The 13,209-nt window shown below is 61.2% G+C and carries 13 protein-coding genes; 7 read left to right on the forward strand and 6 right to left on the reverse strand.

What is annotated here, in order from left to right; genetic code table 11:
• The first annotated feature begins 11 nt into the window (after positions 1-11).
• Positions 12-977: a 2-oxoglutarate and iron-dependent oxygenase domain-containing protein gene (locus AC1RO5_RS16475; RefSeq protein WP_493176264.1), complete on the forward strand. Its 966-nt coding sequence runs from the start codon at positions 12-14 to the stop codon at positions 975-977.
• A gap of 81 nt (positions 978-1,058) precedes the next feature.
• Complete coding sequence (locus tag AC1RO5_RS16480; RefSeq protein ID WP_007940157.1) at positions 1,059-2,012, forward strand: adenosine deaminase; 954 nt, start codon at positions 1,059-1,061, stop codon at positions 2,010-2,012.
• A 90-nt stretch (positions 2,013-2,102) separates the two neighbouring features.
• Here AC1RO5_RS16480 and AC1RO5_RS16485 read toward each other — a convergent pair whose 3' ends face one another.
• The 3 genes from AC1RO5_RS16485 to vimR form a co-directional block, all read right to left on the reverse strand.
• Complete coding sequence (locus tag AC1RO5_RS16485) at positions 2,103-3,485, reverse strand: MFS transporter (protein WP_493176265.1); 1,383 nt, start codon at positions 3,483-3,485, stop codon at positions 2,103-2,105.
• Positions 3,486-3,622: 137 nt separating this feature from the next.
• Entirely contained in the window at positions 3,623-4,357 is a 735-nt protein-coding gene (locus tag AC1RO5_RS16490) for an ArsR/SmtB family transcription factor (protein WP_493176266.1), read from the reverse strand.
• 316 nt (positions 4,358-4,673) lie between these two features.
• Positions 4,674-5,603 carry a transcription regulator VimR gene (vimR, locus tag AC1RO5_RS16495; protein ID WP_493176268.1) on the reverse strand — a complete coding sequence of 310 codons (930 nt, stop codon included), beginning with the start codon at positions 5,601-5,603 and terminating at the stop codon, positions 4,674-4,676.
• Between the two features lie 119 nt (positions 5,604-5,722).
• Here vimR and AC1RO5_RS16500 point away from each other — a divergent pair, with 119 nt between their 5' ends.
• Together AC1RO5_RS16500 and AC1RO5_RS16505 are read left to right on the forward strand one after the other, a co-directional pair.
• Entirely contained in the window at positions 5,723-6,736 is a 1,014-nt protein-coding gene (locus AC1RO5_RS16500; RefSeq protein ID WP_493176270.1) for a zinc-binding alcohol dehydrogenase family protein, read from the forward strand.
• Positions 6,737-6,900: 164 nt separating this feature from the next.
• Positions 6,901-7,071, forward strand: a complete 171-nt coding sequence (locus AC1RO5_RS16505) for a hypothetical protein (RefSeq protein ID WP_493176272.1) — start codon at positions 6,901-6,903, stop codon at positions 7,069-7,071.
• Positions 7,072-7,079: 8 nt separating this feature from the next.
• On the opposite strand, the gene AC1RO5_RS16510 is transcribed toward AC1RO5_RS16505, so the two are convergent.
• On the reverse strand, positions 7,080-8,276 hold the full coding sequence (locus tag AC1RO5_RS16510; protein ID WP_493176273.1) for a multidrug effflux MFS transporter: 1,197 nt from the start codon (positions 8,274-8,276) through the stop codon (positions 7,080-7,082).
• Positions 8,277-8,385: 109 nt separating this feature from the next.
• Complete coding sequence (locus tag AC1RO5_RS16515) at positions 8,386-8,583, reverse strand: heavy-metal-associated domain-containing protein (RefSeq protein ID WP_111455406.1); 198 nt, start codon at positions 8,581-8,583, stop codon at positions 8,386-8,388.
• A gap of 161 nt (positions 8,584-8,744) precedes the next feature.
• On the opposite strand from AC1RO5_RS16515, the gene AC1RO5_RS16520 reads away from it, so the two are divergent.
• The 3 genes from AC1RO5_RS16520 (at position 8,745) to cueR (ending at position 12,029) form a co-directional block, all read left to right on the forward strand.
• The gene (locus AC1RO5_RS16520; protein WP_493176275.1) at positions 8,745-9,128 is read left to right on the forward strand and encodes a hypothetical protein; all 384 of its coding nucleotides are present in this window, start codon (positions 8,745-8,747) and stop codon (positions 9,126-9,128) included.
• 94 nt (positions 9,129-9,222) lie between these two features.
• Complete coding sequence (locus AC1RO5_RS16525) at positions 9,223-11,616, forward strand: heavy metal translocating P-type ATPase (RefSeq protein WP_493176277.1); 2,394 nt, start codon at positions 9,223-9,225, stop codon at positions 11,614-11,616.
• Positions 11,613-12,029, forward strand: coding sequence for a Cu(I)-responsive transcriptional regulator (cueR, locus tag AC1RO5_RS16530; protein ID WP_493176279.1), 417 nt, complete (start codon positions 11,613-11,615; stop codon positions 12,027-12,029). The genes AC1RO5_RS16525 and cueR overlap by 4 nt, the downstream gene beginning before the upstream one ends.
• Here the strand turns inward: cueR and AC1RO5_RS16535 are convergent.
• Complete coding sequence (locus tag AC1RO5_RS16535; RefSeq protein ID WP_493176281.1) at positions 11,980-13,206, reverse strand: MFS transporter; 1,227 nt, start codon at positions 13,204-13,206, stop codon at positions 11,980-11,982. The genes cueR and AC1RO5_RS16535 overlap by 50 nt on opposite strands.
• Positions 13,207-13,209: the final 3 nt, after the last annotated feature.

Here is a 13,209-nt window from a genome sequence, read left to right on the forward strand (position 1 = left end):
TGGAGCACTTCATGAACCAACTCCCGATCATCGACATCGCCCCGCTCTACAGCGATGACGCTCAAGCCTGGCAATCGGTCGCCACAGACATCGACCGCGCCTGCCGCGAATGGGGCTTTTTCTATATCAAGGGCCACCCGATCGCCCCGTCGCGCATCGAGGCCGTGCTCGACCATGCCCAACGCTTCTTTGCCCTGCCCACCGCCGAAAAACTCAAGATCGACATCACCCAGACCCGCCACCACCGCGGCTATGGCGCCATCGCCACTGAACAACTCGACCCGGGCAAACCCAGCGACCTGAAAGAAACCTTCGACATGGGCCTGCACCTGCCCACCAATCATCCCGAGGTGCTGGCGGACAAACCCTTGCGCGGGCCCAACCGTCATCCGTCGATGCCAGGCTGGGAATCGCTGATGGAGCAACACTACGTCGACATGCAGGCGCTCGCGCAAATCCTGCTGCGGGCCATGACCCTGGCATTGGGCATAGAGCGTGACTTCTTCGATAGCCGTTTCAAAGAACCGGTCAGCGTGCTGCGGATGATTCATTACCCGCCACGTCATACGGCCAGCTCCTGCGATCAGCAAGGCGCCGGCGCCCATACCGATTACGGCTGCATCACCCTGCTCTACCAGGATGCCGCCGGCGGCTTGCAAGTGCGCAACGTAAAAGGTGAATGGATCGATGCGCCGCCGATTGAGGGCACGTTCGTGGTCAACCTCGGCGACATGATGGCGCGCTGGAGCAACGACCGTTACCTGTCGACGCCGCATCGGGTGATCAGCCCGCTGGGGGTGGATCGGTATTCGATGCCGTTCTTTGCCGAGCCGCACCCCGATACCCCCATCGAATGCCTGCCCGGTTGCCAGGACGAACAGCATCCGGCGAAGTATCCGGCCACCACCTGCGCCGAATTCCTGCTCTCGCGCTTCGCCGACACCTACGCCTATCGGCGGGAACAGGAAGCCATGTAATGAACCGGCTGGTCAGGTTTTACTCATAGTTTGTGCGGGCATCTGTAGAATGCCCTCATTGCACCTGATGAGATTTCAAAAATGTACGACTGGCTGAACGCTCTGCCCAAGGCAGAATTGCACTTGCACCTGGAAGGTTCGCTGGAGCCTGAGCTGCTGTTCGCCCTGGCCGAACGCAACAAGATCGCCCTGCCGTGGAGCGACGTCGACACCCTGCGCAAGGCCTACGCCTTCAATAACCTGCAAGAATTTCTCGACCTGTATTACCAGGGCGCCGATGTATTGCGCACCTCCCAGGATTTCTACGACCTGACCTGGGCCTACCTGTTGCGCTGCAAAGAACAGAACGTGATTCACACCGAACCGTTCTTCGACCCGCAAACCCACACCGACCGTGGCATCCCGTTCGAAGTGGTGCTCAACGGCATCGCCGCCGCATTGAAAGATGGCGAACAGCAACTGGGAATCACCAGCGGTTTGATCCTTAGCTTCCTGCGCCACTTGAGCGAAGACGAAGCGCAGAAAACCCTCGACCAGGCGCTGCCGTTCCGTGATGCGTTTGTCGCCGTGGGCCTGGACAGTTCGGAGATGGGCCACCCGCCGAGCAAGTTCCAGCGCGTGTTTGACCGTGCCCGCCACGAAGGCTTCCTGACCGTGGCCCACGCCGGTGAAGAAGGCCCGCCCGAGTACATCTGGGAAGCCCTCGACCTGCTGAAAATCCAGCGCATCGACCATGGCGTGCGCGCCATCGAAGACGAGCGCTTGATGCAGCGGATCATCGACGAGCAGATCCCGCTGACAGTGTGTCCGTTGTCGAACACCAAGCTCTGCGTGTTCGATCACATGTCCCAGCACAACATTCTCGAGATGCTTGAGCGCGGTGTGAAGGTTACGGTGAACTCCGATGACCCGGCGTACTTCGGCGGCTATGTCACCGAGAACTTCCACGCGCTGTACACCGATCTGGGCATGACCCAGGATCAGGCCAAGCGTTTGGCGCAGAACAGCCTGGATGCCAGATTGGTCAAACCTTAAGTCAGCCTTCGCGGGCAAGCCTCGCTCCTACGGGTTTTCCTTGGACCTTGTAGGAGCGAGGCTTGCCCGCGAAGAACGATAACTCGGTGTCTAGTCTACTGGCACCGGCTCGCTCAATTCTTCCAATGTCTTGCCCCGGGTCTCCATCCCGAAGATCCACACCACCCCCGCCGCAATCGCAAAACACATCGCCCCCAGCGCAAACACCCCGCCCTGCCCCGTCATTGGGAACACCAGCCCGGTCACCAATGGCCCGAGCAGCGAACCGACGCGGCCGATGGCCGAAGCGAACCCCGAGCCCGTGGCCCGTGCCGATGTCGGGTACAACTCCGGGGTGTAGGTGTAGAGCACCGCCCACATGCCGAACAGGAAGAACTGCATCAGCAGTCCCGAGGCGATCAACAGGCTGACGTTGCCGCCGAACACCGCGCTCTGGCCATAAAGAAACGCCATCACCCCGCCGCCGAGCATGGTCACGACGCACACCGGTTTACGCCCCCAACGCTCCACCAGCCAGGCGGCCATGAGGAAACCGGGAATCCCGCCGAGGGAAATCAGCACCGTGTAATACACCGACTGGGTCACGGCGAAGCCCGACTGTTGCAGCAGCGCACTGAGCCAGGATGTCAGGCCATAGAAACCCAGCAAGGCGAAGAACCACACGCTCCAGATCATCATCGTGCGCTGGCGATACTGTGCCGACCAGATTTCCCGCAGCGCAGAGAAGAAGTTGCCCGGTTGACTCGCCACCCGCGGCAGGCGAATCGGCTCAGGCAGATCCGAACGGCCCAATGAAGCCCGAACCCGTTCTTCGATGCGGCGCAAAACCGTGTCCGCCACATCATGATGCCCGGCCTGCTCCAGCCAGCGCGGCGACTCGGGAATGAAAAAACGAATCGCCAGGACGAACACCGCCGGCACCGCCAACACCAGAAAGATGTCGCGCCAGCCAATCACCGGCAACAGGAAGTACGACAGCACCCCGGCCGCCACAAAACCGAGCGGCCAAAAACCGTCCATCAACGCGATGTATCGCCCACGCCGCTTGGCCGGAATCAGCTCCGACAGCATCGACTGCGCAATCGGAAACTCCATACCCATACCGATCCCCAAGAGGATTCGGAACAACGTCAGCGTTTCGACGTTCTGCGCCGTGGAGCACAGATAGCTGGCGATACCCCACAACACAATGCTCCACTGGAACACCGGTTTGCGCCCGAAGCGGTCGGCCAGCATGCCGGACAGCGAGGCGCCCACCACCATGCCGAAGAAACTCGAACTGGCCAGCAACCCGGCCTGCGCCGTGCTCAGGCCGAACTCGGTTTTGATCGAGCCGAGCAGGAAGGTCATCATCGCCAGGTCCATGGAGTCGAAGAAAAACGCCAAGGCAATGATGATGAAAATGATGCGGTGATAACCACTGATGGGTAGCCGTTCCAGTCGTTCTGCCGCGCTGAAGCTTCGTGTTTCCATGCCACATTCCCCCAATCCGAAAGTCCCCGGATTGAGTGTGCGCGATAGTCGCTGGGGGTTATTGCTGGATGCGACCTGCCCACAGCTCTGAACGACGCCTGAAGCCCAGGATCCCGGACGTCGCTCCCACAATGGCTCTAAAGCGCCATTTCCAGCTCGGTTTCCTTGGCGAAACGATGGATTTCACGTTGCCCCGTGGCCGTGATCTGCAAGGCTCGAGAATCGCTGGGCAGGCTCAACCAGCCGGACTGCATGAACAGTTGCAACAAGGCTGCCCCCAAAGAACCACCCATGTGCGGGCGTCTTTCGCTCCAGTCCGGGCACGCGCAGGCGACTCTGCCGTTGCGATGGGCCAGCGCCTGGATGAACACACCGCGTGCTGCCAATTGCGTGGAACCCTTGTGAGTGATCATGACCCGCTGATCGAGCTGCTCGATCCAGCCGGCATCCAGCAGACGCTGGTAAAGATCGGCGGCCAGGGTGCCTCCCAGATGGTCGTCGCAGAGTCGGGCCCGCAGCAGTGACGAAGGCGCCGCCTGAGGTTTGGCGATAGGGCTCGGGCGTTTGAACACCTCTGGAATATCCTGAGGCGCGCTGGCCAGGGTAGCACTGGCCAGGGCTTCTATCGCGGCGCCGACTTCGGGCGCGGCAAGCCGGAAAAACCGTTTGCGCCCACGGGTTTCGACTTTCAACAGACCGCCGGTGGACAAGCGCCCCAAATGCGCACTGGCCGAAGACGGCGACAGGCCCGCCAGCAACGCCAGCTCCTCGGTATGCCGCGCCGCGCCGTCCATCAAGGCCCACATCATTGCGCTGCGCTTTGGGTCAGCCAGCAACGTGGCGATCTGGCTGATGCAAGGTGCATGTTCCATGTATTCACTCCCTGTTGAATCGTTTCGTCTACTGCTCAGAGACATCTTGACCAGTAATGTGTCTTCGGCCAAGACGCGAAAACCGCCATAAGCCGGGCAAAGCCACCCACTCACCCAAGCCATTGCTTCGCGGGTGCAGCGAAGGTCCGGTGATGACCGTAGGGTCTGACCGACTCGAACGTGGACTCGCCATTGCGAGATCGACGGTGCGTACATGAGGCGGGCGCTAGTATAAGCGGGTTAACCGCCGGTTCCTGCCCTCGGGAATCCATTGGTGGTGATAGTTCCTGACAGAAATTTCGCTATTTGCCTGCGACTAATGATCGACACCCGATATCGTCGGAAATTGACTGCTTATCCGAGCGCATCGGCTGGCAAGCATTTCCCGCAAAAGGTTCACCGGCTTACTCAATTGTGCGCGATGGGCGCACAGTAAATTCAGCGGTGCACGCTCACAGAGCAGTTCAGGCATCAGCACTTTCAAGCGACCGGCGAGCACATCGGCGGCGACGTCGAGCCAGGACTTATACGCAATCCCCGCTCCCGCCACGGCCCACAGCCGAACCACATCGGCATCGTCACTGAAGCGATCGCCGCTGACTGTCAGGCTCACCTCGCGTTTGCCGTCGTGAAAACTCCAGTGATCGTGGACCCGGCTACCGAGCATAAACAGCAGGCAATTGTGCTGAGCCAATTGCTCCAGATGCCGTGGTTCGCCATGTCGGGCCAGATAGCTCGGCGCAGCACACAGCACGCGGCGGTTCTGCGGCGCGATAGGCAACGCCACCAGGCTCGAGTCTTCCGGCTCGCCGTAACGCAGGGCGATGTCCACCGGTTGGCGGAACAGGTCGGCGATGCGGTCGCCCAGCAGCAACCGCACGGTGAGTTTTGGATGCTCGCGCTGAAACTCGTCGAGCCATGGCAACAGCAGGTTGCGACCGAAATCCGAAGGCGCGGACAACTGCAAAATCCCGCTGACCTGATCCTGCCCACTGGCCAGCAAGCGGCGGCCTTCATCGAGGTTGCTCAAGGCAGCCCGGGCGTATTCCAGAAAGCCCTCGCCTTCGGCCGTCAGGCGCAGGCTGCGGGTAGAACGGGTGAGCAAGCGTGCGCCAAGTTGTTGTTCGATGCGCTTCAACGCCGCGCTGGCCACCGCCGCCGACATATCCATCACCCGTGCCGCCGCCGACAGACTGCCCAGGTCCGCCGCCCGAACGAACAACTGCAAGTCATCGAAACGCAACATCTTCAGCCCCGATTATCAAAAAAATATTGAAAGAGACTGCTCTTTTAGCGGGTTTTATCTTGCAGAGAAATAACCAATCATCTGTGCCATCGAAATCATCCCTCTCCCAGGACCCCACTATGAAAGCCATTGCCTACTACGCCTCCCTGCCGATCAGCGACGAAAAATCCCTGCAAGATATCGAACTGCCAGAACCGGTCGCCGGCCCGCGCGACCTGTTGGTGGAGGTCAAAGCCATTTCGGTCAACCCGGTGGACACCAAGATTCGCCAGAACGTGCAGCCTGAAAGTGGCGCGGCCAAAGTGCTGGGCTGGGACGTGGCGGGAGTGGTCAAGGCGGTTGGCAGCGAAGTGACCTTGTTCAAGGCCGGCGACAAAGTGTTCTACGCCGGCTCCATCGTCCGTGCCGGCGGCAACAGCGAGCTGCATGTGGTGGATGAGCGCATCGTCGGCCATATGCCGAAGACCCTTGGTTTCGCCGAAGCCGCCGCCCTGCCGCTGACCGCCATCACCGCGTGGGAACTGTTGTTCGAACGCCTGCAAATACGCGAAGGCAAAACCGATGAGGGTCAGAGCCTGCTGATCGTCGGCGCCGCCGGGGGCGTTGGTTCAATCCTCACGCAATTGGCCAGCCAGCTCACCGGGTTGAAAGTCATCGGCACCGCGTCCCGTGCACAAACCCAGAGTTGGGTGCGTGATCTGGGTGCCGATCAAGTGATCGATCATAGTCAGCCGCTGAGCGAAGAACTCAAACGTGCCGGGTTCGAACATGTCACCCACGTCGCCAGCCTGACCCAGACTGACCAACACCTGGATCAATTGGTGGAGGCGTTGGCGCCGCAAGGCAAACTGGCGCTGATCGATGATCCGAAGGCGCTGGACGTGACCAAGCTCAAGCGCAAGAGCCTGTCGCTGCACTGGGAGTTCATGTACACCCGCTCGCTGTTCGAAACCGCCGACATGATCGAGCAGCACAAACTGCTCAACCGCGTCGCCGGGCTGATCGATGCCGGGACACTGAAAACCACGGTCGGTGAGCACTTCGGAACCATCAACGCCACCAACCTGCGTCGCGCCCATGAACTGCTGGAAAGCGGCAAGTCCAAGGGCAAGATTGTGCTTGAAGGATTCTGACCCGAAGATCAAAAGATCGCTGCGCCAGCGATCTTTTTGCCGTCAGTCAGAGAGTTGATCGTTGTCACAATTGCGATCGTATTCAGGTCTACAATCGAAAACTCTGCGAATAATCTTTTACGTGATGTCTTTTGCGAGACGTCTTTCACAAGAGGAACTCAGCAATGAAGATCCTGATAAAAGAATTGGCAACATCCCGCTGGCAGGTTCGCCTGGATCAACACGCTGTGACGTTCCGCAGTGAAGCCGAAGCCCTGGCCTTCACTAAAACCCTTGAGGCGCGCTTGTACGCGCCCCATCAGATTCCCGGTCGTCAGCAACGCGCTGCCGGCTGAGTCCGTCCTCAAACCTGGGCTTGCTCCAACGCCCGGGCATTCTGCAAACGCCGGGTGAGCATCGCCACGCTCACCACCACTATTGCGCACAGGCTGATGACCATGGCCATCGGCATGGCACTGCCATCGTGCAAAACACCCACCAGCGCTGCGGCCCCGGCGGCAACGCTGAATTGCAGGCAGCCGAGCATCGCCGAGGCACTGCCCGCCCGTGCGCCCTGCCCGCTCATCGCACAGGCCGAGGCGTTGGGCACGATACAACCCAGGCTGGCGATGCAGACAAAAAGCGGAATCAGCAACGGCCACAAGTGCGCAGTGTGCAGCGAGCTGACCGCCAACAGGGCCAGACCGCCCGCCAGGTAGAGCCAGACGGTACGCGCCAGCAAAAAGGCCGGACCGCGCTTTGCCAACAAACGGGCATTGACCTGGGCCACCAGAATGAACCCCGCCGCGTTAATCCCGAACAGCCAGCCGAAATGCTCGGCCGGCACGCCATAAAGTTTGATGAAGACGAATGGCGAGCCCGCGATGTAGGCAAACATCCCGGCGATGGCGACACCACCGGTCAGGGCGTGACCGACGAATATCGGGTCCGCCAGCAACCGACCGTACTGGCGCAGCGCGCCTGACAACGGTTGGCGCGGCACATGGGCCGGCAGACTTTCCGGCAGCCCGAGGGCCACCGCCAACCCGGCCAATGCACTGAAACCGGTCAGCGCGAGAAAGATCGACTGCCAACCCGACGTGTTGACCAACAACCCGCCCAGCATCGGCGCAAGAATCGGCGCCAGGCCCATCACCAGCATCAACTGCGAAAAGACCTTCGCCGAACCCACCGCATCGCATTTATCGCTGACCACCGCCCGGGCGATCACCATGCCCGCGCAACCGCCCAGCGCCTGGACGAAGCGTGCGCCGATCAGCCACTCAAGAGTCGGCGCATAAGCACAAGCCAATGAGGCCACGGTGAACAGGCCGACACCGGTCAGCAAGGGAATCCGTCGCCCAAAGCGATCCGCCACCGGGCCGTACGCCAGTTGGCCGATGGAAAGCCCAAGAAAATAGGCCGCCAGGGTCAGTTGAACGTGTTTTTCGTCGGTACCGAAAGCGAGCGCCATCGCCGGGAAGGCCGGCAGGTAGAAATCGATCGCCAGCGGACCGAAAGCGCTCAAGGCGCCGAGAATCAGGATTGTGCGCAGGTTCATCAGGCGTCCAGGTTGGGCAGACAGGTTAGCCATGGATCGGCAGGCTGACAGTCTAGCCGGGCGTGGACGCCTTGAACATTCCGTTAGGTCGCTAACTATTAAAAATAGCTCAGGCCTGTTTAACCCCGTAACCCTCTTCAGTGATGGCGGCGATCACCTGATCGGCTGTCAGCGCACTTTCTACGCCGACTTCTTTTGCCGCCAGATCGATGCGCACGCTGGCTGCCGGATCCTTGGCTTGCAGCGCCTCAGTAATGGCCTTGACGCAGTGACCGCAGGACATACCTTCAACGTTGAACACTTGCATGGGACATCTCCTTTAATGAAGTCCTTACATGAGGGTTGCGCGCAGTCTCGAGCTTGCCACCATGGCAAGGTCAAGTTCTGAAACAAGCTGCCGGGCTGGCAATCGGCGTCGCGCTCGGCCAAGCTGCGCCCATCAATGACTCGACATCAGGAGATTCAGCCATGCGCTGGTCAGCTCTCAGCCTGTTTGGCTTCCTCAGCCTCTTTGCCGCGACACCTTCGGTTCAAGCCGCCGGGGAGGACTACGGCGTGCTGATCATTTCCCGCGAGCGCCTGGAAGTGTCGACTTCCTGCGAGATCGGCGTGTACATCCAGGATCAGTTGGCCGGGCGGCTGTTCCAGGAACAGAGCACCTCGTTCAACCTGCCGCCGGGCAATGTGTCCCTGCGCCTCAAACTGCTGCCGGGCCAGGCGCCGGGGTGCAACCCGGGCATGCTCGCGCCGGGGTCGCAGGACATCACACTCAAGGCTGGGGATGTGTTGAAGTTCCGGATTGCGATGACGCAGGAAGGGATGTACCTCAAGCCTGCGGCTTTGGAATACTGAGTCGTCTGCGATCTTTTGATCTGAGACATGGCACTTGACCTTGCCAGCATGGCAAGGTTGATCCTGTAGGCAATTTCTACAGGGAGCGTGACCGATGTCCGAATCCACCACTTTCGATCTGCCGATTGCTGGCATGACCTGCGCCAGTTGTGCCGGGCGTGTCGAGCGTGCCTTGAGCAAAGTCATCGGCGCCACGGCCGTCAGCGTCAACCTGGCCACCGAACAGGCTCGGGTGCAAGCGCCCAATGACAGCTTGCCAGCCTTGATGGACGCCGTGCGGCAGGCCGGTTACAGCGTGCCGCAGCAGACCCTCGAATTGAGCATCGACGGCATGACCTGTGCGTCTTGCGTCGGCCGCGTCGAACGGGCATTGACCAAGGTGCCGGGGGTGAAGAGTGTCAGCGTCAACCTGGCCAACGAACGGGCGCACCTCGAACTGCTTGGCCAGGTCGATCCGCAAACCTTGATCGGCGCCGTGACCAGGGCCGGTTATTCCGCCCGCGTCTGGGAAGTCGAACACCCGCAAACCGACAATCAGCAACAACGCCTGAACCGTGAACGCTGGGCCTTGCTGGCGGCCATCGCCCTCGCCTTGCCGCTGGTGCTGCCAATGCTGCTGCAACCTTTCGGTGTGCACTGGATGCTCCCGGCGTGGGTGCAGTTCGCGTTGGCAACGCCGGTGCAATTCGTCTTCGGCGCCCGTTTCTATGTCGCTGCGTGGAAAGCCGTGCGCGCCGGTGCCGGCAACATGGATTTGCTGGTGGCTCTGGGTACCAGCGCCGGCTACGGCTTGAGCGTTTACGAGTGGGCCACTGCCGTCGGCCGCCTGCCGCACCTGTATTTCGAAGCCTCGGCGGTGGTGATTGCCTTGGTATTGCTGGGTAAATACCTGGAAAGCCGCGCCAAGCGCCAGACCGCCAGCGCCATCCGCGCCCTCGAAGCGCTACGCCCGGAGCGAGCCATTCAAGTGATCGACGGCCGCGAGCAGGAGGTTGCGATCAGCGCTTTGCGCCTCAACGATCTGGTTCTGGTCAAACCCGGCGAGCGCTTTCCGGTGGATGGCGAAGTGGTGGAAGGCCAGAGCCACGCCGATGAAGCGTTGATCAGCGGCGAAAGCCTGCCGGTGCCTAAACAACCGGGCGACAAGGTCACCGGCGGTGCGATCAATGGCGAAGGTCGGTTGCTGGTGCGGACTTTGGCGCTCGGCGCAGAAACCGTGCTGGCGCGAATCATCCGCCTGGTCGAAGACGCGCAGGCGGCGAAAGCGCCGATCCAGAAACTGGTGGATAAAGTCAGCCAGGTGTTCGTGCCCGTGGTGCTGCTGATTGCGCTGGCAACCCTGGTTGGTTGGTGGCTGTACGGTGCGCCGCTGGAAACCGCCTTGATCAACGCCGTCGCAGTGTTGGTAATCGCCTGTCCTTGTGCGCTCGGGTTGGCCACACCGACCGCAATCATGGCAGGCACCGGCGTGGCGGCGCACCATGGGATTCTGATCAAGGATGCCGAAGCCCTGGAGCGCGCCCACGAAGTCAGCGCCGTGGTGTTCGACAAGACGGGCACACTGACCTCGGGCACTCCGCGCATCGCGCATTTGAGTGCCATCGAGGGTGACGAAGCGACCTTGCTGCAAATGGCCGGTGCGCTGCAACGCGGCAGTGAGCACCCGCTGGCCAAGGCTGTGCTGGATGCCTGTGCCGAACGCGGCTTGACCGTGGCCGATGTCAGCGACAGTCAATCGCTGACCGGGCGCGGCATTGCCGGCAGCCTCGACGGTCGGCGATTGGCTTTGGGCAATCGGCGTTTGCTGGAAGAAAGTGGCTTGAATGCCGAGCCATTGGCCGACTCCGCAACCGCCTGGGAAACCGAAGGCCGGACCCTGTCCTGGCTGATTGAACAAAGCCCCGAACCTCGGGTGCTGGGCCTGTTCGCTTTCGGTGACACGCTCAAACCCGGTGCCCTGCAAGCGGTGCAACGCTTAAGCGCACGCGACATCAGCAGCCACCTGCTGACCGGCGATAACCGCGGCAGCGCCAAAGTCGTCGCCCAAGCGCTGGGCATCAAGGATGTTCACGCCGAAGTACTGCCAGCGGACAAAGCCGCCACCGTCGCCGCCCTGAAAAAAACCGACGTGGTGGCGATGGTCGGCGACGGCATCAACGACGCCCCGGCCCTGGCCGCTGCTGACATCGGCATCGCCATGGGCGGCGGCACCGACGTCGCCATGCACGCTGCCGGGATCACCCTGATGCGCGGTGATCCACGGCTGGTGCCAGCGGCGCTGGAGATCAGCCGCAAGACCTACGCGAAGATTCGCCAGAACCTGTTCTGGGCCTTCGTCTATAACCTGATCGGCCTGCCACTGGCGGCATTCGGCTTCCTCAACCCGGTGCTGGCCGGCGCGGCCATGGCGCTGTCGAGCGTCAGCGTGGTCAGCAATGCGTTACTGTTGAAAACCTGGAAGCCCAAAGACCTGGAGGACAACCGATGAATATTGGCCAAGCGGCCCGGCAGAGCGGTCTGAGCGCGAAGATGATCCGTTATTACGAATCCATCGGCCTGCTCAAGGCGGCCCATCGCACCGACAGTGGCTACCGGGTCTATGGCGACGACGACCTGCACACCCTGGCGTTCATCAAGCGCTCTCGGGATCTGGGCTTTTCACTGGAAGAGGTCGGCAAACTGCTGACCCTCTGGCAGGATCGCCAACGCGCCAGTGCCGATGTAAAGGCCTTGGCCCGTCAGCACATCGACGAGCTGAACCAGAAGATTCGCGAACTTGGTCAGTTGCGCGACACCCTGCAAGACCTTGTTGAACACTGCCACGGCGACCACCGCCCGGACTGCCCGATCCTCAAGGAGCTGGCGTCGGGGGGCTGCTGCGTCGAACCCGCTCACTCTTGAGCGCCAGCCCCTTCACCACCAGCAACAGGGTGAGGGGAATGCCGTGGAACAACAGCACCACCGCGCCGGGTGTCCACCAGGAATAGAACGGCGCGGCGATCAACATGCCGACGCCGAACCCGGTCATTTGCAGCAGCGTCAGAAAACTGAAAATCGGCAGGCGCAGGCTGTCCGGTTCACGTTGCAGGCGCGACATCAGGCCAACCTCCGAGAACCCGTCGCCTATCCCGGCGGGCAACGAAAACAGCAGCAAACCGTACAGGGTCTGCTGCTGAAACGTCAGGATGAAGCCGCAGGACATCAGCAACACGCCAAAGAAAAATCGCCGCTCAAGGTGCGCGTTGTCCGTGCCTTTCAGGCGACTGGCGATTCGCGCACCGATGAACTTGCCGCAGGCCCACACCGCCAGCATCAGGCCCAGGGTGGTGCTGGCCGACTCGGGTGTGAGCAGTTTTGAAATAATGGGAAGACCGACGTTGTGCGCGGCGCTGCCCAAGGTGTCGGCCATGGCGACGACCAACATCGCCGCCAGTACCGGCGCCGTGCGCAAACCCTGGCGCAAGGCCTGCCATTCGCCCTGTTTGTGAAGAGGTTCATCACAGCTGGGGGCCGGTCCGCAAAACCGCAGTGGCACAATCAGCAGCGCCGCCAGCAGGTACGTGACCACGTTCAACGCAAATACCGTTTCAAAGCCAAAACCCGCCACCAACAACCCAGCCACCAGACTCCCGCTGACCATCGCCGCAGACGACGCTGAGGTTATCCAGGCGTTGGTCTTGAGTAATTGCGCTTCTTCGATCAGGTGCGGCAATTGGCTGTTGAGGCCGATGGCGAACATCGAATTACCAAACCCCAGGCCAAACGCGATCAGCGGTAATAGCAACGCTTGTTGGCTGACCGGCAGCACCAGCAGCAGACCCAGCAAACCGGCACGCAGCAGATCGAAGGCAATCAGCGGCAGGCGCCCGGCCCAGCGGCGATAGAACCGGGTGCCGATCAGGCTGGCCAGGATTCCCCCGGCGACACGGCTGGCGAGGAAGATGCCGACGCTCATGGCGCTATTACTGAGCAGGTAGACGTAGGTAGCCAGGGCGACCATGTTGAGGAAAGCGCCGAAATCCGAAATCAGCCGGGCGGCGACGATCAGTTGGGCATTGCGGGTGGATGGGGTGTTCACAAT

It is taken from the genome of Pseudomonas sp. GW822-FHT02G04 (genome assembly GCF_058802085.1).